33 protein-coding genes are annotated in these 22,149 nt (G+C 53.2%); 4 read left to right on the top strand and 29 right to left on the bottom strand.

The features are described 5' to 3' along the window. The first annotated feature begins 9 nt into the window (after positions 1–9). Genes IPL32_19420 through IPL32_19405 form a run of 4 tightly spaced genes read left to right on the top strand, consistent with a single transcriptional unit; the run spans position 10 to position 3,784 of the window. Positions 10–966, top strand: coding sequence for a hypothetical protein (locus IPL32_19420; GenBank protein ID MBK8467990.1), 957 nt, complete (start codon positions 10–12; stop codon positions 964–966). Positions 967–971: 5 nt separating this feature from the next. Further along, positions 972–1,970, top strand: a complete 999-nt coding sequence (locus IPL32_19415; GenBank protein ID MBK8467989.1) for a hypothetical protein — start codon at positions 972–974, stop codon at positions 1,968–1,970. Position 1,971: 1 nt separating this feature from the next. Further along, the gene (locus IPL32_19410) at positions 1,972–3,486 is read left to right on the top strand and encodes a hypothetical protein (GenBank protein ID MBK8467988.1); all 1,515 of its coding nucleotides are present in this window, start codon (positions 1,972–1,974) and stop codon (positions 3,484–3,486) included. Then, a complete protein-coding gene (locus tag IPL32_19405) occupies positions 3,470–3,784 on the top strand; it encodes a hypothetical protein (protein MBK8467987.1) in 315 nt (104 codons plus the stop codon). The genes IPL32_19410 and IPL32_19405 overlap by 17 nt, the downstream gene beginning before the upstream one ends. A gap of 291 nt (positions 3,785–4,075) precedes the next feature. Here IPL32_19405 and IPL32_19400 read toward each other — a convergent pair whose 3' ends face one another. From IPL32_19400 to IPL32_19260, 29 genes are all read right to left on the bottom strand, one after another. Beyond that, on the bottom strand, positions 4,076–4,297 hold the full coding sequence (locus IPL32_19400) for a hypothetical protein (protein MBK8467986.1): 222 nt from the start codon (positions 4,295–4,297) through the stop codon (positions 4,076–4,078). 308 nt (positions 4,298–4,605) lie between these two features. Continuing rightward, complete coding sequence (locus IPL32_19395; protein ID MBK8467985.1) at positions 4,606–4,899, bottom strand: hypothetical protein; 294 nt, start codon at positions 4,897–4,899, stop codon at positions 4,606–4,608. Positions 4,900–5,467: 568 nt separating this feature from the next. Then, a complete protein-coding gene (locus IPL32_19390) occupies positions 5,468–5,800 on the bottom strand; it encodes a hypothetical protein (GenBank protein ID MBK8467984.1) in 333 nt (110 codons plus the stop codon). 213 nt (positions 5,801–6,013) lie between these two features. Next, a complete protein-coding gene (locus tag IPL32_19385) occupies positions 6,014–6,223 on the bottom strand; it encodes a hypothetical protein (GenBank protein ID MBK8467983.1) in 210 nt (69 codons plus the stop codon). Positions 6,224–6,395: 172 nt separating this feature from the next. Next, complete coding sequence (locus tag IPL32_19380) at positions 6,396–7,115, bottom strand: metallophosphoesterase family protein (GenBank protein MBK8467982.1); 720 nt, start codon at positions 7,113–7,115, stop codon at positions 6,396–6,398. Further along, positions 7,105–7,464: an HNH endonuclease gene (locus IPL32_19375; protein ID MBK8467981.1), complete on the bottom strand. Its 360-nt coding sequence runs from the start codon at positions 7,462–7,464 to the stop codon at positions 7,105–7,107. Before IPL32_19375 ends, IPL32_19380 begins: the two co-directional genes overlap by 11 nt. 1 nt (position 7,465) lies before the next feature. Further along, positions 7,466–7,705, bottom strand: a complete 240-nt coding sequence (locus tag IPL32_19370; GenBank protein ID MBK8467980.1) for a hypothetical protein — start codon at positions 7,703–7,705, stop codon at positions 7,466–7,468. A gap of 2 nt (positions 7,706–7,707) precedes the next feature. After that, positions 7,708–9,444 carry a hypothetical protein gene (locus tag IPL32_19365; protein ID MBK8467979.1) on the bottom strand — a complete coding sequence of 579 codons (1,737 nt, stop codon included), beginning with the start codon at positions 9,442–9,444 and terminating at the stop codon, positions 7,708–7,710. 8 nt (positions 9,445–9,452) lie between these two features. After that, positions 9,453–9,938, bottom strand: a complete 486-nt coding sequence (locus IPL32_19360; protein MBK8467978.1) for a hypothetical protein — start codon at positions 9,936–9,938, stop codon at positions 9,453–9,455. Next, positions 9,904–10,224, bottom strand: a complete 321-nt coding sequence (locus IPL32_19355; GenBank protein ID MBK8467977.1) for a hypothetical protein — start codon at positions 10,222–10,224, stop codon at positions 9,904–9,906. The genes IPL32_19360 and IPL32_19355 overlap by 35 nt, the downstream gene beginning before the upstream one ends. Positions 10,225–10,255: 31 nt before the next feature. After that, positions 10,256–10,825, bottom strand: coding sequence for a hypothetical protein (locus IPL32_19350; protein ID MBK8467976.1), 570 nt, complete (start codon positions 10,823–10,825; stop codon positions 10,256–10,258). Then, on the bottom strand, positions 10,822–11,037 hold the full coding sequence (locus IPL32_19345) for a hypothetical protein (GenBank protein MBK8467975.1): 216 nt from the start codon (positions 11,035–11,037) through the stop codon (positions 10,822–10,824). Before IPL32_19345 ends, IPL32_19350 begins: the two co-directional genes overlap by 4 nt. 11 nt (positions 11,038–11,048) lie before the next feature. Then, on the bottom strand, positions 11,049–12,209 hold the full coding sequence (locus IPL32_19340) for an AAA family ATPase (GenBank protein MBK8467974.1): 1,161 nt from the start codon (positions 12,207–12,209) through the stop codon (positions 11,049–11,051). A 498-nt stretch (positions 12,210–12,707) separates the two neighbouring features. Then, positions 12,708–13,487, bottom strand: a complete 780-nt coding sequence (locus IPL32_19335) for a hypothetical protein (GenBank protein ID MBK8467973.1) — start codon at positions 13,485–13,487, stop codon at positions 12,708–12,710. Continuing rightward, a complete protein-coding gene (locus IPL32_19330) occupies positions 13,484–13,954 on the bottom strand; it encodes a lysozyme (protein ID MBK8467972.1) in 471 nt (156 codons plus the stop codon). Before IPL32_19330 ends, IPL32_19335 begins: the two co-directional genes overlap by 4 nt. Further along, a complete protein-coding gene (locus IPL32_19325) occupies positions 13,951–14,211 on the bottom strand; it encodes a hypothetical protein (protein MBK8467971.1) in 261 nt (86 codons plus the stop codon). The genes IPL32_19330 and IPL32_19325 overlap by 4 nt, the downstream gene beginning before the upstream one ends. A gap of 1 nt (position 14,212) precedes the next feature. Continuing rightward, a complete protein-coding gene (locus IPL32_19320) occupies positions 14,213–14,482 on the bottom strand; it encodes a hypothetical protein (GenBank protein MBK8467970.1) in 270 nt (89 codons plus the stop codon). After that, complete coding sequence (locus IPL32_19315; protein ID MBK8467969.1) at positions 14,479–14,631, bottom strand: hypothetical protein; 153 nt, start codon at positions 14,629–14,631, stop codon at positions 14,479–14,481. Before IPL32_19315 ends, IPL32_19320 begins: the two co-directional genes overlap by 4 nt. 158 nt (positions 14,632–14,789) lie before the next feature. Continuing rightward, the gene (locus IPL32_19310; protein MBK8467968.1) at positions 14,790–15,050 is read right to left on the bottom strand and encodes a hypothetical protein; all 261 of its coding nucleotides are present in this window, start codon (positions 15,048–15,050) and stop codon (positions 14,790–14,792) included. Positions 15,051–15,062: 12 nt separating this feature from the next. Then, positions 15,063–15,443: a hypothetical protein gene (locus IPL32_19305; protein MBK8467967.1), complete on the bottom strand. Its 381-nt coding sequence runs from the start codon at positions 15,441–15,443 to the stop codon at positions 15,063–15,065. Positions 15,444–15,454: 11 nt separating this feature from the next. Next, positions 15,455–15,937 carry a hypothetical protein gene (locus IPL32_19300; GenBank protein ID MBK8467966.1) on the bottom strand — a complete coding sequence of 161 codons (483 nt, stop codon included), beginning with the start codon at positions 15,935–15,937 and terminating at the stop codon, positions 15,455–15,457. A 47-nt stretch (positions 15,938–15,984) separates the two neighbouring features. After that, entirely contained in the window at positions 15,985–16,236 is a 252-nt protein-coding gene (locus tag IPL32_19295; GenBank protein MBK8467965.1) for a hypothetical protein, read from the bottom strand. A 33-nt stretch (positions 16,237–16,269) separates the two neighbouring features. Then, positions 16,270–16,698 carry a hypothetical protein gene (locus tag IPL32_19290; GenBank protein ID MBK8467964.1) on the bottom strand — a complete coding sequence of 143 codons (429 nt, stop codon included), beginning with the start codon at positions 16,696–16,698 and terminating at the stop codon, positions 16,270–16,272. A gap of 74 nt (positions 16,699–16,772) precedes the next feature. Beyond that, positions 16,773–17,327, bottom strand: coding sequence for a pentapeptide repeat-containing protein (locus IPL32_19285; GenBank protein MBK8467963.1), 555 nt, complete (start codon positions 17,325–17,327; stop codon positions 16,773–16,775). Between the two features lie 1,629 nt (positions 17,328–18,956). Beyond that, positions 18,957–19,484 (bottom strand): hypothetical protein, encoded by a 528-nt coding sequence (locus IPL32_19280; protein MBK8467962.1) that lies wholly within the window; start codon positions 19,482–19,484, stop codon positions 18,957–18,959. 8 nt (positions 19,485–19,492) lie between these two features. Beyond that, positions 19,493–19,726, bottom strand: a complete 234-nt coding sequence (locus IPL32_19275; protein MBK8467961.1) for a hypothetical protein — start codon at positions 19,724–19,726, stop codon at positions 19,493–19,495. Positions 19,727–19,962: 236 nt separating this feature from the next. Further along, a complete protein-coding gene (locus IPL32_19270; protein ID MBK8467960.1) occupies positions 19,963–20,232 on the bottom strand; it encodes a hypothetical protein in 270 nt (89 codons plus the stop codon). Positions 20,233–20,688: 456 nt separating this feature from the next. Further along, positions 20,689–20,832 (bottom strand): hypothetical protein, encoded by a 144-nt coding sequence (locus IPL32_19265; GenBank protein ID MBK8467959.1) that lies wholly within the window; start codon positions 20,830–20,832, stop codon positions 20,689–20,691. An 81-nt stretch (positions 20,833–20,913) separates the two neighbouring features. Continuing rightward, a complete protein-coding gene (locus tag IPL32_19260; protein MBK8467958.1) occupies positions 20,914–21,135 on the bottom strand; it encodes a hypothetical protein in 222 nt (73 codons plus the stop codon). Positions 21,136–22,149 lie beyond the last annotated feature (1,014 nt).

The following is a 22,149-nucleotide window of genomic DNA, read 5'->3' as shown; positions in this document are numbered from 1 at the left end:
GAGAACATTATGGCTTTTGACGGAAGTGGTGCAGCGGGTGGGGCGGCAAGTGGGGCAACGGCTGGAATGGCGGCTGGGCCTTGGGGTGCCGTGGCCGGTGGCGTTGTAGGTGGATTGGCTGGTGGGCTTCTAGGTAAAAAGAAACAGAAAGGCCCAGACATGACGGCCATTAGGAACGAGATCAATAGCTCAGCAAATCGGCAGAACGAGATTGCGGCCAATCAACGGACCGGCCTGGCTCCGATGACCGCGCAATACGGCACGGACATGCGCGGCCTATCCGATGACTACCAGGCTAAAATGAAGGCAGCTGCTGGGGAGTATATTCAAGACCAAGCCACAGCGTCTGAGGGGCTAAACCGCAGCCTCAGCGACACGCTTAAGCAGAACGTGCTCAGCCAGCAACCAGAGCTCCAACGCCAACTGCGTGAAGGTCTGGCGGCCAGCGGGCAAATGCGTAACGGTGCGGCGGGTGCGGCCCAAGCTGGATTGGCCAACTCGCTCGCCCAGCAGATCGGTCAAGGCCAACGGGAAATTCAGACTATGGACCTCCAAGCCCGCCAACGTGCGCTTGAAACGGCCAACAGCATGAACGAGAATGCATTAATCGCCGCTACTGGGATGAACAAAGAAACGATTAACAAGGTCTTTGCGTCTGGTCGTCAAGATCTGATTGACGAAGCCACGGCCCTTATGGACATCGAGGCCAACCGCTCGGAAGGAATCGTGGGCGCCCTCCAAGGCCAGAACACTTATGATCTGGCCAGCCAGTCCGCTGCAAATGCCAACTCCAACCAGCTCCAATCTTCACTGACTGGGTTGATTGGCTCAGTCGCTGGGCGGTATAGTGGATCCAGCCAACCGGCTGCGTCCTCCAGCTACCAAACACGCAACCTATCCTCCAACGGCCAACTCCCTGTGTGGGATCAAAACCGTATTCGAACCAGCAACCTTAACCTGAGGTAGACCCAATGGCCTACAATATCCAACCAATCAGCTTAGAGCAAACGATTGCCGCCCTTCGTGGCGGGGGAGACCGCACGGCTAACGCGATTGACGCGGGGCAGGCAGGGGTAGCCCAAAGCCAGGCGGCTGAGCTTGAAAAGCGTAAGGCTGCTCTGGCCCAGCGTATCCAAGAAGCCGGGCTCGTTAAAGGCAGCGAGCTGGGGCTTACTAACGTCGAACCACAACGTGAGCTTACCCCGGCTGTGGCCGAGCTCTTTGTTAAGCAGAACACGCCTAAAAAGACGCAGCCGATGCTGTCACAAGAGGACTTGAAAGCTGAGATCGACGAAGCCAATGGTGTGCGCCGTCGGATGGGACTACCGCCGATGAACGGCCAGGCCATCCTCAACTCGCCAGACGCGATGACCCAGGACAAGGCCCTCAACCGTATGCGCCGCGATCTTCAACGTGAATCGCAGCTCTACGCGACGCTGACCGGCCCCGAGCGCCAAGTCCAGGCCAACGTGTCTAAAAACTTCGACCTCTACCAGGACATCAACAGCGCCTTGGATAGCGTGACGAGGCTCTACAATCCAGACTACGTAGGCCCGGTTGGAATGGGATCGTTGAGCCAGGCTGGGCAGCGAGTGGGTATCAACTCCACGCCTGAAAAAGGTGAGTTTTACGCTGGCTTGGACGCCTTCCGCAACGCTATTATGAAGGCACGGTCTGGTGGTGCCGTAACTGACGGTGAAGCAAGCCGTGTTGTTGGTGAGCTGCCTGATAAGAACACCAGCGCTGTGGACTTTGAAGCCAGGCTCGGACGTGCCATTAAGCTGTGGGGCACGATTCTTGCTGAAAAGAAACGCTTGTCCAAGGGGATGCTGAATGATGACATCCTGGCTCCCGTATCGTGGACGCCCCCGGTCAGAAACCAACCAGCTCCACAAACAAGTCAACAGTCTTCACGTTTAGAGCAGATTCGCGCAGAGAAAGCACGCAGAGCGGCCAAAGGAGGTAAATAGTATGAACCTTTCAAAATTATCTCCTCGGGAGCTCGACTTCTACGAGATGGTCAACTCGAAAGATCTCAAAGATCTTAAGCCAGAGGAGTTGGACTACCTGGAGTCGGTCGAAATGCGCGATGCTGCCGAAGCCGAAGCACCTACAATGGGCGACTACGGCAAGGCGACACTTAGCTCAATTGGGGAGACCTTCGCAATGCCGGGCCGGGTTGGCCGGGCGGCGGGAGTTGGGATTCAAACCGGCAGCATGGACAAGGCCAAAGAAGCCTTTGCCCCTGATTACCAAGCCCCGGTAGGCGAACGTGCAGGTGCTGCTGGTGGACAGGTAGCTGGCGAGATTGCCGGCCTGGCAGCGGGTGGAGCGTTCTTGAAGGCGCCTAAAGCCGCCGGTCTTGCGTATAGCCTTGGCCGTAGCACGATTGAAGGCGCGGTAATGGGCGGGTCTGACGCAGCGGCCCGGTCAGGTGGAGACGTTATTGAGACTGCCAAAGGCGCGGGAGCTGGGGCGCTGGGCGGTGTTCTCGGGTCAGCAGCCACGGAAACGATTGGTGTCCTTCTACGTGGGGCTGGTGGTGCTCTCCGTAGTGGCGCACGCGCGGGGGTGCCCGAGGGGGCCTTGGAAACGATGGCCGCTAAGGGCTCATCGGCTGAACTGCGGGCGGGAGCCGGAACAGCAGCCCAGCTGCAAAAGAAAGCGGCCAACCTGATTAAGACGGCAGAGAAGAGTCGTGGAAAGGCCACGATGGGGGTAGGAAACGCACGTAAAGCGCTAAACCTGCCAGATAAGCTGGAAACGGCTATGGACGACTTTCTCCAGCAGAACGACCAGACGGTAGCAGAGCTGTCCAACAGTGTGGCCAGCAGGCTGCAATCGAGCGCCCAGATGGCACCAGCCACTAAGCTCCAATCGTTGGACGCCCTCAAGAACGACCTCGACAAGCTCATTGCCTACAGCAAAGCCGGTCAGTTTGAAGGCGGGGCCACGAAAGCAGCCACAGTAGACACAGCAGCGTTAAAGAAGTTTCGTGCCCAGGTTCTGAGCGAAATCGAAACCATCCCGTTGCCAGGGGTTAAAGAACTACGTGAGGCTGAAAAGCATTACTCCGAAGTCGCCGACGCCTACGCAGTTCTCTACAACAACCTCAAATCACCTGGGAAAGCCCAAGAGCTGCTCAAACAAGCGGGCCAGGGCGGTCTTAAAGAAACCGGGTCACTGTACGACGTGAAGAAGGCACTTGCCACGCTAGAAGCAGGGCGTTCCTATCAAGCAGGCAAGAAGGCTGCCGCAGCCCTAGCCCTACGCGAAGTGCCCTCAGGGGTCACCGCAGGGGCCTTAGAAGCTGCCGCAGGGCCATCAGGACGGCTGGCAGGCTACAAGTTAGGCCAGGGCCTAGTAAAGACAGGCGAAGTGGTATCGAAGCAACCAGCACGTATAGTGGGAAGTTCTGTAGCCCGGCGCAGCTTGGCCGAAGTGCTGGCCGAGAAAAGGAGAAACTCCAGTGGACCTCAAAAGTAAGCTAACCGATAAAAAGATGGGCAAAGCACCAGAGCCGAAAACTGAGATGTCCTTGGACGAAGCCCTGGCGCAAATCAAAGCAAGCCACGAACAAGACGGGGCCTTTGAAGTCAGCAAGAGCACCGAGACAGAGACCGCCGAACCGGAGATGTCAGAAGAGAAGGACGAAATACCAGAGGCGCTGACGCCGAAGGGCGGAATAGCTGGGTGGTTTATTCGGCATATTAAAAACGCCGGGCCTATCCAGAAGCACAATGAAGATCTGCGGAAAACCCAAGCAGATCTCATGAAAGAGTAGTGCCATGGCCTCAGTGACCCCTAAGGCATGTCATCAACTGTGTGGCCGCCTCGAAGACAAAATGGAGAAGCTATCCATCATGGTGGCGGAAGCAATGGAAGGGATGAGGTGGTTAAAGCTCGCCGTACTTGGCATCTACTCCCTCATAGGTGCGGTTATTGCAAAAGAAGTCGTAGCTGGTATACTGCATCGGTAAACATCATATAGTCTCACCGGAGCGCTACCGTGAGACGCAGAAAGCCCCAAGCCGGAAACCCAGAACTTCTGGGAATCTGACTTGGGGCTTTTTGTTTAAGCTGGTTGGCCGCTGTCCGGCCGCTCTTGCTGGGGTGGCTGCTGGAAGAACGCATCGATGGGCTCTTTCACATCTAGGTCATAATTCATGCCAAGTCCAACTCGTGTTCCAAGCACCTTGTCGTCTTGCATGACCGGGGCCAGGGTCACGATTGCGCCGATGCTTAATAGAATAGGTCTATTCGTGTAAAGCTCTGTGAACTTCATGAATGTGCTCATAGTGACTCCTTACCAGAATTTAATTACGAAGTGCTGGGCGACGTAGAAGAGGCCGACCCAGAACGCCAGTTTAACTGCCAGCAAGGCGAGCATAATCACGACGCCTGCCGTGCCTGCCAAGTTTACTTTCATAGCAAGCCTCCTACCATCATAAGTTCGGCCACCACCTGCTCTCTCATGCACACGGCGTTCTCCGTTACGGGATCAGGAGCCCCAATCCACCAGGTCAACGGGATGACGGCATTGACCTTATCGAGGCGCTGAGACACGCTGCAGATTTCTATCTTAACGTGATCGTATTCGTTCATCTATGCCCCCTTGTTCAATCGTAATGAGTATCCGCGCTGAACACCTTGATCGTATCCATACTCCACGGCCTGTAGGGTTACTTGCTCGATATACTTATCGGCCACGGCTGCGGTGCGCCCCGCTAGAAACCCTATCCTGAACGATGCGTAGGATACAGCGGCTGCCACCGCGATAACAGCGGCCAGCTTGCCGAACGCCTTAATCAGTACCTTAATCGTTGATGCCACTTTCGCTAAGGTGCTTGGCCCACGCTTCTCTAACGTCTTCCCAAGTAGTGTCTTGAGTTTCCTCATATTTACATTTCCCCCTTAAGAACTGCGTCCAGTCTTCTATGGCCTCGTAGTACGCATACGCTTTGCGGGCCACGTCCGCCTCCACCTGCTCCTCGGGCAGCACGAACTTGAGAATAACCTCGCTCATTTTATGCCCCGCTTACGAGCTGTATCAGCAATCTTACACGCTTTTGTCACAAAGTCCTCCTGTGTTTTTGCCAGCTTCCATATATTACATGACCTGCAGCAGGGAACTACGTTTCCTACCACGTAGCCGACAGCGTTGTCAACCCTGTCTAGGCCTACTGTAGGAATAGCGTCCTCGCAGTAGAAACAAGGCTTCTGCCAATAGGCCATAAAGTCCTCGAGTGTCATAGAGAACTCTAAGCCACGCACAAAGGCATTACGCCTGTAAATGTGGAACTTCCCCTTAGGCTTCTGCTGGGATGCTCGCTGACACGCCTTTGCCCGTTCTGGATGCTTCAATCTGTATCTTCGGGCAGCGGCTTTTCCTTCCTCGTGGTTGGCATAGTAATGTAAGCGTCGCTCCCTGTTGAGCCTCTCCCGGTTCTTCGCGAAATACTCTGAACTAGCGGACATTTCGCTTAACTGCTACAGATGGCATCTGGACGTAGCTGTCTACGTCGTCGTACCGAGCCCCGATGCGCCAGTGCGTTCCGCCCTTAGTCGTGAACGCGAAGTAGTAGGCAAACCAAGGACCGTCTAGAAACTTAGACAGCTGCCACGTTCCTTTCGGCCCAATGGGCTTCATGACACCACCGTAGGGGCGCTGCGTCCCCTTTATCTTTGTCGGAGTTCCCCAATCGAACGCTGTCCAAGCTCTGGGGATAAAGCTAAACGGCCAAGGGAAGTCCTCATGTAGCCTATTCTGTAGGTGCTTCGGTAACGCTGATTTCGGCATAGTTCCTCCTAGTCTCTAACTACAGCTTCCATCTCGCTGTCCGTGTCGTCCAAGTCTGTCACGATGTCATCGGCCTCATCATACGGCCTAATTACGACCGTCCTCCCAGCCGGAGCGTAAGGTGCGCCCAGAGGTAACTCTAACTGCTTCCATGTAACGTGGCGCTTTATGTTACCATGACTGTCAACTGAAAAATACATGCCGCAATCCTCATTACTCATTTCCGCCCTCCTTTGTATGTAGCCCGTGAAAGTAACCCAGCTCGTATACCATATTGAACTTGGCGGCGTAATCCATAAGCTCACCGTAGTTCCTAGACCAGCGCCACGAATTACGGTTCGGCCCCATGAGATCGTAGCCGTCATCGTGGTCGCGCTTGACTATGTGGAACGGCTGCTGGTCAGCGTACTGCATGTATCCCATAACGTCCTCCCTATGCCCACTGGGCAATAGAGCCCAAGCGGGAGTTTACTTGCATTCTCACATATAGCACAGTGAGGGGCGACACCCAACAAGCAGTCACGTTTTACGTGAAACTCCTCAAGTATTTTTTCCCGTCTACACGTCCGACAAACCTTCGTAGATGGAACGTGGATCATAAGGCAACGAAGCGCGGCCCCAGCTTGTCCACAAGCCCAACACCAGCGATCCACGAATTAGTCTTCGACTCGCCATACTGCAGGGGCAAGGCATTTATGTCCGCCAGGAATCCGCAGTTAAGTTCCCACAGCGGAAGGCCTTTATGTGCTTTGTAATCCACGCCGCCTTTATGCGTGTGGCCACACACCACGTTCTGGCTGAAATAATCCCGGTGGAAGCCTGGACGAGTTGACCAGCCGTGAATTAAGAGCGTCCCATTTAGGTCGATTTCCGACCGGTGAGACTTCATGTCGGTAACACCTTTGAATTCCGTAAGGGCACTGATTGGCCCTTCGAGGAGTGACTCAAACTCTGGGGCATTGGCCAGCATTTTCTTCACTACTCGGGCCGAATGGTTTCCACGGCTCTGGTAGCACTTCGCCTTAGGGGCAGCCTTCTGAAACTTTTCCCACATATCCGCGAGAAGAGCCTTACCCTCAGCAAGCTCCTGTTTAGGAGTAATCAAGTCAACCGACTTAGGGAAGCGAGAGAACGAGTACATATCATATCCATCGCCGCATTGCCAGATGTGCGTAGGAGAAAAATCCTTCACCAGGGCAATAGCACTCGTCAGCTTCTTCACGTCGGTGAAAGGAGCGTGAATATCCCCAATCGCCAGCAACCGAACCTCACCACTTGTCTTGACAACCAACCGTTCTCCGTCGCTAGCCTTCATGGGTGGCCTCCTTGGCTGCTGCTTTCTTCGCATCTCGTGTAGCCTTACGAACCGTGACTTCCGCCTTCGTCTTCGCTGAGTGGCACGCGTCGCACAGGCACTGCAAGTTGCTAAGCGGGCAGAAGAGCCTGGCGATGTATGTGTTCCAGTCAGTAAACCCTGTCTTAGGGTCGATCACCGGGTCGATGTGGTCTACCTTGACCTCGTTGACCTTAAACAGTTTTTTACAGGCCGCACACTCATACTGCCCAGGACACTTGCGGGCCAGCCGTAGGGCCTCGTTCTTGACCGGATAGAACCGGCTAAGCCTCCGAAGCCCGGCGAACAGGAACGCTTGTAGAACGAACACTCTAGGCATTTGCTCCCCCTTGCGGCCTTGGGCCGTCGTGGTCCACGCCACTGAGCAGCTTCACGATTTTGATCCCTTCCTGGTGCATAGCGTCGATCAGCACAATTGCCGACTCTACGCGGATCCGGTAGATTGGCCGGTGCCAGGGAACGGAAGCAAGCTCTTTGCGAAACAGGTCGGAGATGTCGCCGAACCGCTTCACCATATTCGACAAGACAATCTTGTAATTGCAGGTGTGCATTGTTATTTAGCCTCCGCCCAGTTTTTACCTGTGTGTGCCTCGACTAGCAGGGGCACCTTAAGCCTCACCACGTTCTCCATAATGCCCTTAACTGACGCCAGTGTCAACTTGGCGCTCTCAACAGGCGTATCGACAATGAACTCGTCGTGCACCGTAGCGATCAGCTTAAGCCCACGCTCATGCAGACGAATCAGAGCCAGCTTCATAATCTCTGCTGCGCTGCCCTGAATCGTGTAGTTGACTGCCTGCCGCTCAGCACCCCAGCGCTCCATCATGTCAGACGACTTTAACCCTGCCAGAGGGATAAAGCGACCCATAAGCGTCTTCGTGCCGTTGCGAACATATGCTTGGGCCTTAACCGATGATATCCACCGCTGGATGCCCGGCAAGTTCTTCCAGTAGCTGTCCAGCAGCTCTTTTGCACGTTCCACTGTCTCGCCGGTCAGGTAGGCCAGCTTCTTCGGACCACACCCGTAGAGAAGACCGAAGTTGATCGTCTTGGCGATCTTCCTATTCTTAGCCTGCTCTTCCTCGGTCCAAAACGAGGCCCCGCCAAACATCATTGCCGCCGTCTCTGCGTGGACATCTCGTCCAGCGTGGAAGGCGTCTAGAAATGCTTTTTCACCAGAGTAGTGGGCCAGCACCCTAAGCTCGATCTGGCTATAGTCGGCCACGACAAGTAGGTTACCGGGCGAAGCGATAAACGCTTCACGAACTTTTTTACCTGTGTCGGTCCTGGCGGGTATGTTCTGCAAGTTTGGGTCGCTCGAACTTAGGCGGCCAGTTCTAATTCCGCGTGAGCCCTCACTGCCCGAGTCGTATGACACCTGATTGAACCGTGCAAACACCTTGCCTGGCGTTGGCCCACTAAGCAGAGGCCCCGTATACGTGGACGCCAGCTTTGAGAACTCCCTGTAGTCTAGGAGGGCCTTGATAGCCGGTTTGTCAACGTAGGCCTTAAGGGTTGCCACGTCTGTCTTGTCGGCTCTGATCCCTAGCTTCGTGAAAAGATCTTTTTTAACTTGCACAGGACTCGCCGGATTAAAGTCGGCTTTGCCAACGAGCTCGCGAACTGACTGTAGCGCAGTATCTCGCCGGTCGATGAACTCTTTATCGAGTTCTTGCAAGTAAGGCACGTCCAACGTCGCGCCCGTGGACTCCATCTGAAACAATGCTCGGTAGACTGGCATTTCGAGCTGCTCGTAGATTCGTCGGGCCACTGGGTCCAGGCGTCGTTTGCTAAGCTCTGCTGTTGCAGCACAGTCGGTGCCGCAGTATCGGGCGACCACTTCAACTGGCTGCTTGTCGAGCGTGACTTTCTTTTTCCCTTTACCAACGAGGTCTTTGTATTTCGTCCATTCCCACCCGAGGTGCTTTTTCGCAAGATCTTTAAGGCCATACGAACCCCCTGTCGTGTCGCGGCAATACTCGGCGATCATCGTGTCACCAGTAATGTCTGCCGAACTTATCTTACAACCCCACTGGTTGAGCCAGTGTAGGTCGGCCTTAACATTGTGGCCAATGAACCTTGACCTATTAAGGACTTCTTTGAGCTCAGGGCTTAAGGCGCTGAAATACCGAACGGTCAGGCCACCAAGCTCGATAATCGCAATGCCCACGAAGTTGGCAATGTCGCACTCGTCGGTCTCTACATCTGCGATCAGTGTCCCTATGCTCGGGAGCGGTCCGTCAATAACCAACTGATAGCCAAGCGCACTAGCCGGTCCCCAGTTTTCCACGTTGCCCCCTAGATTTTGTATCGGTCGTCCTCGCCCCGCTTAAGGTAAGCCGCTATTTTCTCTAGCAGCCCGTCGCCTCTTTCGACCTTGCCTATATACCAGTTACACTGATGACACAGAATCCCCCGAACACGGCCAGTTTTGTGGCAGTGGTCGACGTGGTGGCGGAACTTGCCGGGCGCTCGACCGCAGATAGCACATCCGCCCCCTTGCTTTTCAAGCATTTCCAAGTAAACGTCGTGTGCTATGCCATACTGCTTCCACAGGTAAACATTGCGGCGCAGCATCGGATCCTGGCGCAGCTTAGCTTTTCGCCGTTCTGTGTTGGCACGAATCCGCTCAGGGTTACGTGCAGCCCAAGCCCGCTGATTAGCTCGTTGGCGCTCTGCGTAAGCTGGGTTGGTTGCCCGTAGCCGTCTCTCATAACACGGTCGGCATAACCCTAAGTAACTCGCTGGCCTATCTTTGTGGCACGTAGCGATCATACCGGTCATCCTCCCCTAATCCCCGTAGCTGATAAGTGAGCAAGAACAGCAAGCCACATATTGCGTGTGCTGTGTGCTGCAAGCCTGTCTCAGGATCAATGTCTGTTTTCTGCTGCACCTCGGCCAAGTGACGGTAAACTGCTGACAGTAGCCGTGAGTATTTTAGACCCTTCGCCCAATTCCACGAGCCGTAGCGCTCTGCCCCAAAAGTTAAAACCTTCGCTACTTCTATAAGGGCCTCTTGTGGTAGCAGGGCCATCATTGGCTTGTCCTGGTCGTTCTTTTTGCCTTCCATAGTTCCTCCAGCCTACAATAAGAATTCCATATTAAAGGATCTCCAAGACTTCGCCCCAGCCAGCGACTTTCGTGATCGGATAACCCCCAAGGGCAGCAAGCCAGTCACTATTCCAAGGCTGCGCGAACAGCAAAGCCTGGCGCTTGGCATCGAGCGCGTCCTTGATATTGTGTAACCCGTCGTCAATCAGCACATCCCAGGGAATCGTGGTCTTCTTCTGCCCCTGGTGGAGAACGTGAACCCCACTGATGTCAACGCCCCTCAACATGAAGCTGACCCACTCCAGCGTGTCCATAACGGCGTTCTTAGGTCGCGACGTAACCAGGATAACCTCATGGCGCTTAGCAAGCAGGCGCAGGCTGTCCAACGCCCCTTTGATTATGTGGCCGTTGCGGAACAGTCCCTGCTCTACCCCGTGGCTCCAAAGCCAGTCCCACGCTTCGTTGCCAACTATATCGCGAATAGCGCTCCAGTAACGCGACGGCTCAAGCAGGCCGGGGATGGCCGGTTTCTCCATCTCCGACAGGTAGCGGCGGAGCATGTGCCTAGCCGTGGCATCCCAATCGTAGAGCACATTGTCAATATCGCAGGCAATTTTCATAGTCTAAACCCCACTGGATTCTTAACTGGCTCTTTCGGCACATCCTCTTCGGGCTCGACCGGCGTAAACTTCACACCGCCCCGTTTCGTGAACGTATACGACCCACAGAAGCTGAACTGTAGTATGTCGTCTTTCTGCAAGACGGCATCGCGCATAAGGGTGCGGATATTGCTGCAAGCGTGTTGGACGACTTTGCGAGCTAATACGTTCATAGGCCTACCCCCTAGAGCTGCTCAATGAACTTCATCTCCTCAGGCTTAAACAGCAACGTGCACGTCCCTCGTGCTCCGTGACGATTCTTGGCCACGTTCAGCATGAGCGGAACTTCCTTGGCATCGGGGTTATCCATCAACCGGTGCATAAGGATGACTGCGCTGCTTTCATTCTCTAAAACTCCGCACTCACTCAAACTAGTCAGCGTGGGCGGCTCACTCTCCGCAACCCGGTTAAGTTGGCTAAGCAGCACTCCGGCGCAATCAAACTCTCGGACCACATCGTGAAAGCCCCGGATGAACAAAGAAAGCTCGCGATATCTATTGTCGCCTGTTGAATCTCCTGTGTGTTGAACGTAGTCGAAGACAACAAGGTCGGGCTTGTGCTGCTCGCAAGCAATTTTGACTGATTCAACATTCGGCGCAGACTCATCACAGACTCGGATGTCGAGAGGAGCAAGGTCTGCATCGTGACCGCCTTGTATTGTGACGATTCTATCGACGATTTCCCCAACTGGCATCTCAGTTGAGAAGAAGAGAACTCGCTTGCCAACTCGTCCGACACTACTTGCCACGTTAAGCGCAAGAGCCGTTTTTCCAACTCCCGTGCGAGCCCCAATCGTAAGTATGTTCCCTCGTCGTAGCCCCCATAGCATCTGGTCCAATGCTCGAAATCCCAGAGGCAGTTCTGGAACTGTTTGGTTAGCGCGTTCAGCTTTTCTCCGTTTATACTCATCCATTGCCCCCTGTAGGGTGTAGACTTGAACTTGCTTTTCCTCGACCCGCCCGTTTGTCACCGTGGCCCGGCCAGAGAAGACCTTCTGGACAATACGCACGTTGTCGTCGTCGCGGTTCGCCTTACCGTAGGGCGAGTTGCGCAAAGTAGCCAAGGCCTGTTCGGCCTTGTAGCCCTTGGCCTTGAGAAACGTGGCCATAGCGAACTGTGCCTCACTCTTGCTCTTGACGCCAAGCTCTTCGGCGGTAGGCGCCACCAAAGGGGCTTGCGACACACCTTGCGACAAAATGGCGCGAAGGACGCTAGAGCCGTCTTTGAACGTGTCCTCATCATCGAGGAACCGGGCCACGCGCCAGAGGGCACGGTCGCCTTTGGTGCTCAACGTACCAGGGATCTTGACCAACCGCTCAGGCTCGTAAATGTGGTCGATCTCCATCCCAGCTACTGTGAAGCGTCGGACTATTTCGTCTTTGTAGGCTCGGCACTGCTCTCGAAAAGCCGGGAGAGACTCCGGTATAAAGAGAGGCCATGTGTGAAGGAGCTGGCAACCGTTACCGGATTCAAAGACCGACCCTCCTGGGTAGGCTCTAGAAATATCCTTACCAACTCTGACCGCTTGGGCAAGCTGATCCAAAGATGCGGCTGTCCCTTTAGGTCTGATCGGGTCCACGTCCGTAGTGAAGGCCGTAATACCGGCCAGGGTAGAAATGTCCCCATTGACTCGGGGATTGCGACCGACAAAACAATTCGCTCTTCCGTTCCACGTTTGGGCCCACTTGACAAACTCTTCTTCTCCATTGACGAGCCTCCTGTCAGCAACCTGAGCCGTAGCCATGTCCTGAGCATGAACTAGCGTTGAAAAACCTTTATGCCTGAGCGCGCGGTACGTTAGGCGGACATGAGATGGAAGAAACTCTACCGCCATAAGGCCCCCTTAGATTTTAACCTCTTTCCGTTCAAGCTCGTATCTCTTCCACCCGACCGTGTAGTTCCAGATGTCCAGACCTTCGATGGTCCACCCAAACGCTTCGAGGATGGACGCATAGAACGAGAGCTGGAAACTGTGGCGCTCCAAGTTCTTAGAGACCTCTGCGTCACTTTTGAAATCCAGCACCCGGCCTCTCATCTCGCCGGTGACCTGTAGGCCATCTATCTGACCAACTAATAGGCGCTTCACATCGCTGACCATTACCTCCGACTTAATGTCCTCGTCCTTGAGAGGAAACGTCTCCACCATGGACTTAAGGAACGGGTGCTTCATCACACCATATTCCACATCGCGATGCTTGAACCAAAGTTCCATTGCCTGGTGGATAGCCGTGCCAAAGTTCCTAGAAACTAAGCCGCGCATGTCCCAAGCCGCGCCAATCTTTTCAACCGTGCTACCCCGCTTTTTCGCTGTGAACCCCAGGATACGATCTCTGTCGAAGGGCTCCTCAAACTGCTCGGCGAACTTACTGCCGGATAGCATTCTCTTATTTTCCATCGTGCGGTATTTGTGCTCTTTCGGCCAGTAGCGCACCTGCTCACCGGTGAAGGTCGTGATGACCTGGCCGGGGTCTTCGCTAGAAACTAGTTCGGGCGCACCACGAAACGCCAAGGGCTTTTCGCTATACTTGTTGTAAAGCTCCTCGATGCGAGGAAGCTCTTGGTCGGTTCCTTCGACCTCGACGAACCCGTATGTCTGAGTTGGTATGTGCGCCATCACTCTCATTTGTAGACTCCAAGGAGAAGCAATTTTGTCTCTCTGCGCCGACGTGCTTCCAAGACTGGCAAGACCTGCTTGACGCCGTTAATAGTTGCCTTATTATATAACCTGATCTTCGCCGCCGCTTCTGTATACTGCCCCCGGTCGGCCAGAGACTTCACCGAGAGTTTGTAGGCCCCCTCGCCCACGTTGAAACTAAAGCTGACCAAGGCATCGAACCTATACTGTCCGAACCCCGCACCCGTCGGCCAGCCAACTGCATCTTCAAACCGGGCCACGTCCTGTGCCAGCCAGGCGTCAACCTGCTCGTAACTAACGGGGTCGCCCATCTTGAGCCCTAGAGACTTCATTTCCTCTTTGGAGAGGAGGTGGCCGACGCCAGCCGTCGGAAGACCGGCCTGGTCTTTGTAGACCTTCTTGACAACGCCTTCTTCACGTTTGAGAAAGTCAAGCCCCGCTTTGCTTAGCTTCATTCCCATCTTGTCCCCCCCATAATCATATCCACAATTTCTTCAACAGTGCAGTTCAACTTAGCCATTCCAGCGCACCGTTCGCGCTCGGCTTTGACCCCCTCGGCGTATGCTAGATTCAAGAGCACGCCCATATCAAGATCTTTGAAAACTTTCTGTGGAAGCGACTCGAACCCAGGCCCCTCTATAGTAGACGATCCGCTACCAGTCCACCACTTGGTTTCTTTGTACGGCCCATTACTCTTATTGTCGTCGGTCATCTCACTTTTCATCTTGTCCCCCTCTGATCGCCTTTGCGACAACCCTACCTCTGGCATGAAAATAGCCCTCCGCAATCTTCGCGCACCATTCGCGCTCGGCTTTGCGGCCATTGGCGTAGGCGGCGTTAAGCACATTGCAAAGGGCTCCGTTGTGTAGCGTGTGTCCGTGATTTCCTGTCGGCCCCTCAACGGTAAGTGGTGTCATGCCAACTGGCTGAACTACTTTATACGGTCCCTCACTCTCCATCTTGTCCCCCTTGTCGTCGGTCACTGGCTGACCTCCATCCGGCGGCTCCGGTCGGCGGCAACCGCCTGCCGAATTGAAAACGCGATAAGCTCCTCAATGTCCTCTAGAAACTGGTCCTTCATCCCGTCAGGCAGCCCGTCGAGGTATCTAGAAACAAAGTTCAGAAACGTCATATATCACCCCTCGTTTGCTAAGTGTGCACGGTTTGAGGCGAAGGAGGTTGACGCCTCCCACCGTGTCTGACTGGCATCATAACCCTGCGCCTTGGGGCCACAACTGCGAAGTGGCAAAGCGTGGCGGTTTTGATAGGTCCGCCAACCCTAGAAACTTTTCAGCGTGTGAGCCACGCCTCGATCTGTCCCGCAACCTCGAAGGCTTTCTTAACCGCATCTTCGAGTGGCATCACTTGGCACGTATCTTTGAACCACCCAGCCCCGAACGTGTTGTTGATCGACACTGAGCGGGCGATGCTCTGGTCCTTCGTAAGGCCCGGCTGGTAGTTCTCTATCCGTGGCGGAAGAGTAGCCAACGTGCTAGAAACAGATTCCCCACTTGTCGCCGGACTTCCTAATTCTTTCTTTGCAATCGCCATGGTAGCTCCCCCTTACTCGACCACGTAGACGGAGAACATATACGGGGCTTGTCGCCCAGGGGCTTTCTTGCCGCGCCCGTCGTAAACGATGCGAACTGTCTCGCCGATCTGCGCCCCGTCCAGACGGTCATCGAGGACTGTGCATCCCCAGATTTCCACTTTGTCGCCTTCGGCGATGTCAACCGGCACAAAGTCCTTCCCGATCTTCACCATTGTGGGCAGGTCTCCGTCAACCGCCGCAAACGTATAGACGTTCTTGTGGTTCTCGCCCACGTCCCGCTTGACGGCCAAGAGCTTACCGACAAACTGCCCAGGTTTCGCGTCTCGATACGAGATGATCGGTGTATTGCTCATCTCTTTGCTACCCTTCCCCACTAATTCGCGTTCAGCCATATGACTTCCTCCTAGAAACTGACCCGAAGGCCAGCGATTGGTCTAGCTCCAAGAGGAGCATAGCCTAGAAACAACCCTGTTCCCTTATACACGTTGTAGCTTACCGCCGCGTAAGGCCCTGCCCAGTCCCGGCTGATCTTGGTTACTGGAACACCTGCCACCAGGCCCCAACGTCGGTAGTAAAAGAGCTTAACATCCACAATAACCACACCACCGGAAGCCAGAGCCCCGCCAACGCCAGGGCTAAAACAAGGCCCCCAACTGCGTGATATAACGTGAACCTCTCCGTCGTTATCGACGACGATCTCAGTCTTAGCTTCGGGGGGACGGTAGTCGGTTTTGCGTTCAATACGTCCGTCGTCCAGTTTCTTGTGATGCGCGATGCGGCCCGGTCTAACCGTGAATTTCTCTTTCTCATTTGGCTTTAACCCCCTAGAAACTATTTCCACCGGCGCGGGTGGTGGCTGACAGGAGCGAATCACGTAAAGCCCCATGCCAAATATGCCTAGTATTTTAACCGCCTCTAAAAGTAAACGCTGTTTTAACATTCCGCCTTTACCCCCTTCGCCGCGACTGGCTTGGCCTCGAACGTCTTATTGACTGTCAAGCCTGCTATGACGGTTCCGTAGGCCGTAAGGACACCACTAGGAAGATCGTTACCCGTGAGTGTGGCCCAAATGCTTAGGCCAATCACAACCAGCGTGAAGAGGCCCACAATCGCACGTCCCTTGAGGTCAAAAATGTTAAAGGCCTGTACAACTTGCGATGTAAAGCTAATGACTTTCTTTCCCATAGCACCCCCTAGCCTACATAACAAGTAAATGCTTTACACGTTTGATAAGGTAACGGCTAGAAATTTCTTTATCTTTTTCTTAATCCCCGCCTTCAATTCGAACACGCGCGGTTGGCTTACCCCCATCTTTTCGGCGGCCTCACGCTCTGTCAAGCCATCCACGTAACAAAGAGAGTAGGCCAGCATCTCCCTAACCGTGAACCATTCCGGCCCACGTTCGTGGATAAGTTCCGTCGCCCTCTGTTTGAAGGCGTTGCTTTTGTAGAGGCGGCGGCCGTCCTCTTCCGTGATATCATCTAGGCGCAGTAGCTCGGGCTCAATGCCGCCGTTCTTCCGGTGAACCCAGTCCCAGTACCTATACTCCCCAGAGACTTCTTTCTGGTCCCACGCTTTGGGGAGTTTCCCCGTCGCGTTGAAGTCCCTAATATCTTTCGCCACTTGGTCCACTATGCGCCTTGCCATATATTCCCCCTTTAGTTTATCTGTTCTTCCGCTAGAAACAAGTTCCCATCGCTGTCCGTGACGGCCCAGGCTCCCTATGGTTTAGCAGACTCATACAATGCAAAAACAGCCGCTTTGTTTTTCTCCCACCAGGCCACTGCCCCTTTCGCCATTCTTTCAATCTCATTACTAGAAAACCCTGCCCATTCTTCTTTTGTGTGGCACTGGCACCCAATGCGTATGCTCTTTCCATGTACGACCGATACATGGTAACCCGCCAGATTTTGTATAACCCCCACTCCGGTCCCAGAGAGGTCAGCCCCAGAGAGGTTAGCCCCAGAGAGGTCAGCCCCAGAGATGTTAGCCCTAGAGAGGTTAGCCCCAGAGAGGTTAGCCCCAGAGAGGGTAGCCCCAGAGAGGTTAGCCCTAGAGAGGTTAGCCCTAGAGAGGTTAGCCCTAGAGAGGATAGCCCCAGAGAGGTCAGCCCCAGAGAGGTCAGCCCTAGAGAGGTCAGCCCCAGAGAGGTTAGCCCTAGAGAGGTTAGCCCCAGAGAGGTCAGCCCTAGAGAGGTCAGCCATTACCCCGCCATCTTTGTTATCGACCCATAACTTGTGGGTGCCCAGAATTTTATTTAGGTCTTCCCGTTTCATATAGCCCCCTAGTCCATTTTTACCGCTAGAAACACGTTTCCTGTATTATCTACCACGGACCACTCTTTGCTGGCCCAATTATATTTTGGCTTAAATACGTCCCCGCCGTAACGCCTGGCGGAGTCCATAATGGTGGCCAACCCATTAGTATGCGTAACCCCCACAATTACATCCTCCCCTTTATAGTCTATCCGGCGAATATGGTATATACTCATCGTGTCCCCCACTTGACGGCCAGCCATACAATGAAGAAACAGAGCACACCGAAGACGGCTAGAAACAGCAACACTTTATTTACGCCCATTTTTATCCTCCCTTAACATGCGGTCCCGCCATTCGAAGTAATCCTTGAGGGAAGTCCAAACCCCTCGCCCCCGGCCCCTAGAAATAAACCCCCGCGCTCCCTTGGGCGGTTTACGCCTAGTGGCCCGCATTGGCTTTCGCCCTAGCTTCCCAAACAATTTCCCGCGCTTCATCGACCCCATCTATAACCGCTTGTATGGCCTCTCCCGAGGTCATAGTGCGACGAATCAGGATCTCCCCTACCAGTGCCCTTACCGCCACTTTCAACGTCCAATAGCTTAGGTCTTTCATGTCCGCGTCATTGCTTGTCATTTTATTCCCCCTATGTTAAAATTTAGCTACTTTTGTGATTATCCAGTATCCAATCAACTGCCCTAGAAAGAATCCAAACACAACCATCAGTATTACCACAAGATTAGACATGGTTTTATTCCCCCTTGGTAGTTCGTCGGTCATCAATCACGTCAATGTTTGCAAAACAAAGTAGCTCGGATGCTTCTATACCCAAAGTTACGCTATAAAACGTTGGGCTAGAAACATTTTTCATAAACCGTGCTACGCCGTCAACCTCCAAAGTTACCCATTCGTCTCTGATTTTAAGTTTTACCATGTTATTCCCCCTTGGCCGTATACAAAACCTTCGGATCTTCCGCCCCTTCACTCTCAACGTAGGCCAGAAGATAGCCGCTCTTTTTAAAGTCTATAGCGTAGGCACGCGCCGCATCGAATGACCTGAGTATGACCCGCTCAACCTTTCCGTTTGCTTTCAAACCGCACGCCGCGAATTGTGGCATATGATCCCCCTAGAAACTTAGTTTAGAGTTAATCAGACACCGGGCACAACAATCGTCCGGCTCCTCTTCCTTTGTCAACCGCACACCACAAAGGCACCGTGGGCACACACATTCGATGGAAAGGCACCACTTGCAAGGCTCGCCCCCCTCATCGTGCGGGTCTAAGCATTGCCCGCCACAATAGACGCACGCGCTCATGGTTAATTCCTCCCCGTTTGTGTGTAGAAGTATTCCAGCGTTGTTTTAACGTGGTCTAGCTTGAAAACGTCAACCGCCGGGACCACAAGAAAGCCTTGTTTCCACTCCGACGGCGGTGCCTGTTTAGGGTCCGCCTTTGCTAGGTTTTGTTGGTGGACCTGGATAACATTGCCGTGAACGCGGACCGTTTTCTTAGGCGGTGTCTCTTTTATCACAGTTGTATCATGGTGGTATAGCTTACTGTGTTGTGAGGCTCTAAATTCCGCGTCTTTCTTAGATTCTAGCGGTTCTATTGAGTAGCACCCGCGCACACATACCGCCCGGTAGTTTGGTTTCATATCATATCTCCTTTTTCGGTAAACTCATACTCATTAGCTGCTAGGCTTTCCCGCGCTCCCTCTCCGCAGGCTTGATATTCGTAGTCTTCCGCCACTTCCTTAGAGAGGGAGTAAAAACCATCCTCCATAATTTCTTTTAGTGTCTTCTCCCCCGCCGTGCCTTTAACAAATTTTCTAATTGGGTCAAGTAGTGCTTCGTCAAAACCCATTCCCGTCAAGGGACAGGCTACGAAAAGAGTTTCCCCCCCCCCCACGTAGTCTTTGACCCATCCCCGCAAGGCGTCGCCTTTTAATTCCTCCACGTCATAGGGAACATCCAGGCGAACATCCGAACGGCTCCCCGAGTAGCCAATCTCCCAGTCTTTGCATTTAACCCCAAACAGGTCGAAAAACGCCACTAAGGAATCCCGCAATTCGCCATCCCATGAGTATTCGTAATGTTCCGCCCATTTCTGAACGGCTTTTTCTTTCGCTTCCTCACTTAACTCCGCAAACTTATATACTTTTGTTTCAAGTATGCACATATATCCCCTTAGATTATGGCCAACTGTTCAGCGTCCGCCCAATCATCGAATCCACATCGATAGGCGATGGGGTCAACCCGCTTTAATGCTTCTGCCTGGCCATATTGCAAACCGCCGATTATCACATCTCCAAACTCGTTTAGGTACGCGTCGTACCGTTCCAGCGCGTCACGTTCTTCAATCAGAGTGTAACCATATTCGTCCACGTCCCCCGCCTCTAGCTCTTTCGTCTCTTCGCTCATCGTGTCCCCCTTTTTGCCTGCTCCTCCACGTAGTTAATAATCGCCTGAATTGTATGTTGTGTTGACGGGTAGTCATTGCCGTCAAAGTGCTGTCCGTCGACCTCAACGAATAAGACCTCCCCCTGGTGAAGTATTGCCGTATCTACTTTCATCGTGTCCCCCTTTGATTCTCTCCTACACTTTCAGTATAACATGGATTCTATTTCTTGTCAAGGATTATTTTCTCCGACGGTAAACTAAACCCCGTGCCCGCACCCTACTTGACCGCACCCATTACAAAACTCATCGGCGGAAAGTTCCTTAACGTCGGCGGGATCCACGGAAAAGTGGCGGTCATCGCCGACCATTACGGCCACTAGGTTCCCCGTCCTCTCCTGGTATCCGCTCCATTCCGTATCTTCATTGTTGGCCATCTCCCATCCGAGGATAGACCACGCTATATCACGTTTCCCTACTTGGTACGCATCCGCCTGATACTCTTCCGCCTTTTCGTAGTCAAGTTTCATAAAACCTCCTTAAGCCTTCACGTCTAAAGTCTTCCCGAGGTATTCCACACTTTCCCCGTCAATCACCATCAACCCATCCCAAGAGTAAAACATTATAAAAACTCCCGGTATAATTCCGCCCAACCCTTCCGTTCGGCACGTTCTTTGTCTAGATCATATTGTGCAATGGCGTAATCAAGGAAGTCTCCATACTGCTCATAGTCCATGTGGCTGACGGCCCACTTCCTGAGATGTTCCAACGTGTAGGGGTCCATGTTATCGTGTGTAATACCGCGTTCCGTCTTTGCAAACTACTACCGGGAGGTCGTGATTCTTTAAGAGTGTTGCCGGGGAAAAGGTATCGTTCTTCACCCACTCCAAAAGATCCGCCCCCGCATTGTTGGCCAGCCGTCCGACAATCTCCACCTTACACCTCGGATCTACTCTAACGATCTGGAATTTCATAGACGCCTCCCTTTAATTGTTTTGAAACTTACCACGTCCGACCCAGGCATTTTCCACGGCTCGAACTACGTCGTGTTTCATTTTGTCGGACATCTTGTCGAACGTCATCACGGCTTCGATGATATTGCTTAGATCGTCGATGGTGAATCTTTTCATATCCATTTTGTTCCCCCTTTGATTCTCTTTCCTACTTTCAGTATAGCACACATCCCCATTTTTGTCAAGGGGGGGGGTGTTTTAATTTATTTTCCCGACGGTAAAGGCATACACCGCCACGGATTCGCCCACGCTATTGACAATTTCCACAATTCTATCCGAGTCATTTGTAAAGTCTTCGCTTGCTATCCCGATAAAGGCCGCGCTCACAGCATCGCCCTCTAAGTTTTCGGAGACAAACACCGTTGTCCCCTCTTCAATCATTTCGCGGTCGATTTCGTTTTGCATAAGGTCGATTGACATGTCATCCCTCCATCGCAATCAGAGTAACCAGCCCGACCACTACCACCACGAACATTGCCCACGTCACAACTAAGACTTGCGCTTCAGTTATCGTTAACATTTTGTTTTCTCCCTTTTCGTTTTAGCTTCTTACCACCAGTCTAGCACAGGTTCGGATTCTTTGCAAGGCTTTTCTTTTCTCCCCTCGGTTTGGATTATCGGCCCAACTTTGGAAACCTTGAGCCCGGCCCCAACCTTTCTTTTCCCTTGCCCCCACTCCTGCGTCACGATGGCCAAAGATGGGGAAAACCCCACAACGCACCGCTAGGCCATCTTACCCCTAGGCACCAGGTGAACGGCCCGCAGATCGCTTCTTTGGGCCCTTCACGTTGAAGCCTAACACCTACACGCTTGCAAGCCTACAAGCCTACTGGTTAATCCCTAATTAAAAAATTAAAGAAGCCTACAAGCCTACTGGTTAACCTCCTAGCTTCTAGAAGCCTACAAGCTAATCCCTTAATCCCTAATTAAAGAAGCCTACAAGGTAAGAAGCCTACAAGCCTACTGGTTAATCCCTAATTAAAGAAGGTAACACCTTAACTAGTTAACCTCCTACCTTCCTACCTTGTAGGCTTGTATACCGTTATACCTCTTACCCTCTTGGTACCTACACTCTTAACCGTTATACGTGCTACATGCAGAAACTGTACAGTTTAACTATTAGTTATAGCTTATACTGTTATATAGCAAGAATCATGCCAAGCTATTGTGTTTGTTTTTTCGCGTGGCCGTTACCTTTCTTTGCGTTGGCCCCTTATCAAAGGGAAAACTTGTTGCCTTATTATGAAGGGCTACACGCTAGGCACTTGCCTTCTTGTCCATTTGGACACCAGAGGCGGGAAAGTGGACACCACTGGTTCGAAAGTGGACACACCCACCCACCACAAGCCAACCGAATTCGCAAGCCAGCCCATTGGGCACCCACCTGTAACGAAAACGCCTGATTAGCAATGCGAAAGGGGTGGGGGTAGGGGC

This window comes from Chloracidobacterium sp. (assembly GCA_016711345.1).
In the GTDB taxonomy this organism is placed as follows: Bacteria; Acidobacteriota; Blastocatellia; order Pyrinomonadales; family Pyrinomonadaceae; genus OLB17.
This window is presented reverse-complemented; position numbering and strand designations above follow the sequence as displayed.

Excerpts from the sequence above, each read along its gene's own strand:
- IPL32_19340 (MBK8467974.1), bottom strand. The coding sequence starts at position 12,209 with ATGGAGATCGACCACATTTACGAGCCTGAGCGGTTGGTCAAGATCCCT.
- IPL32_19290 (MBK8467964.1), bottom strand. The coding sequence starts at position 16,698 with ATGGCAAGGCGCATAGTGGACCAAGTGGCGAAAGATATTAGGGACTTC.
- IPL32_19370 (MBK8467980.1), bottom strand. The coding sequence starts at position 7,705 with ATGCACACCTGCAATTACAAGATTGTCTTGTCGAATATGGTGAAGCGG.
- IPL32_19280 (MBK8467962.1), bottom strand. The coding sequence starts at position 19,484 with ATGTGCATACTTGAAACAAAAGTATATAAGTTTGCGGAGTTAAGTGAG.
- IPL32_19380 (MBK8467982.1), bottom strand. The coding sequence starts at position 7,115 with ATGAAGGCTAGCGACGGAGAACGGTTGGTTGTCAAGACAAGTGGTGAG.
- IPL32_19400 (MBK8467986.1), bottom strand. The coding sequence starts at position 4,297 with ATGAGCACATTCATGAAGTTCACAGAGCTTTACACGAATAGACCTATT.
- IPL32_19310 (MBK8467968.1), bottom strand. The coding sequence starts at position 15,050 with ATGGCGATTGCAAAGAAAGAATTAGGAAGTCCGGCGACAAGTGGGGAA.
- IPL32_19270 (MBK8467960.1), bottom strand. The coding sequence starts at position 20,232 with ATGAAACTTGACTACGAAAAGGCGGAAGAGTATCAGGCGGATGCGTAC.
- IPL32_19360 (MBK8467978.1), bottom strand. The coding sequence starts at position 9,938 with ATGACCGGTATGATCGCTACGTGCCACAAAGATAGGCCAGCGAGTTAC.
- IPL32_19390 (MBK8467984.1), bottom strand. The coding sequence starts at position 5,800 with ATGCCGAAATCAGCGTTACCGAAGCACCTACAGAATAGGCTACATGAG.
- IPL32_19410 (MBK8467988.1), top strand. The coding sequence starts at position 1,972 with ATGAACCTTTCAAAATTATCTCCTCGGGAGCTCGACTTCTACGAGATG.
- IPL32_19295 (MBK8467965.1), bottom strand. The coding sequence starts at position 16,236 with ATGGGAAAGAAAGTCATTAGCTTTACATCGCAAGTTGTACAGGCCTTT.
- IPL32_19330 (MBK8467972.1), bottom strand. The coding sequence starts at position 13,954 with ATGAAGCTAAGCAAAGCGGGGCTTGACTTTCTCAAACGTGAAGAAGGC.
- IPL32_19415 (MBK8467989.1), top strand. The coding sequence starts at position 972 with ATGGCCTACAATATCCAACCAATCAGCTTAGAGCAAACGATTGCCGCC.
- IPL32_19395 (MBK8467985.1), bottom strand. The coding sequence starts at position 4,899 with ATGAGGAAACTCAAGACACTACTTGGGAAGACGTTAGAGAAGCGTGGG.
- IPL32_19385 (MBK8467983.1), bottom strand. The coding sequence starts at position 6,223 with ATGGGATACATGCAGTACGCTGACCAGCAGCCGTTCCACATAGTCAAG.
- IPL32_19355 (MBK8467977.1), bottom strand. The coding sequence starts at position 10,224 with ATGGAAGGCAAAAAGAACGACCAGGACAAGCCAATGATGGCCCTGCTA.
- IPL32_19335 (MBK8467973.1), bottom strand. The coding sequence starts at position 13,487 with ATGAGAGTGATGGCGCACATACCAACTCAGACATACGGGTTCGTCGAG.
- IPL32_19325 (MBK8467971.1), bottom strand. The coding sequence starts at position 14,211 with ATGACCGACGACAATAAGAGTAATGGGCCGTACAAAGAAACCAAGTGG.
- IPL32_19300 (MBK8467966.1), bottom strand. The coding sequence starts at position 15,937 with ATGGGGCTTTACGTGATTCGCTCCTGTCAGCCACCACCCGCGCCGGTG.
- IPL32_19345 (MBK8467975.1), bottom strand. The coding sequence starts at position 11,037 with ATGAACGTATTAGCTCGCAAAGTCGTCCAACACGCTTGCAGCAATATC.
- IPL32_19315 (MBK8467969.1), bottom strand. The coding sequence starts at position 14,631 with ATGACGTTTCTGAACTTTGTTTCTAGATACCTCGACGGGCTGCCTGAC.
- IPL32_19260 (MBK8467958.1), bottom strand. The coding sequence starts at position 21,135 with ATGTCAATCGACCTTATGCAAAACGAAATCGACCGCGAAATGATTGAA.
- IPL32_19275 (MBK8467961.1), bottom strand. The coding sequence starts at position 19,726 with ATGAGCGAAGAGACGAAAGAGCTAGAGGCGGGGGACGTGGACGAATAT.
- IPL32_19350 (MBK8467976.1), bottom strand. The coding sequence starts at position 10,825 with ATGAAAATTGCCTGCGATATTGACAATGTGCTCTACGATTGGGATGCC.
- IPL32_19265 (MBK8467959.1), bottom strand. The coding sequence starts at position 20,832 with ATGAAAAGATTCACCATCGACGATCTAAGCAATATCATCGAAGCCGTG.
- IPL32_19285 (MBK8467963.1), bottom strand. The coding sequence starts at position 17,327 with ATGAAACGGGAAGACCTAAATAAAATTCTGGGCACCCACAAGTTATGG.
- IPL32_19420 (MBK8467990.1), top strand. The coding sequence starts at position 10 with ATGGCTTTTGACGGAAGTGGTGCAGCGGGTGGGGCGGCAAGTGGGGCA.
- IPL32_19305 (MBK8467967.1), bottom strand. The coding sequence starts at position 15,443 with ATGGCTGAACGCGAATTAGTGGGGAAGGGTAGCAAAGAGATGAGCAAT.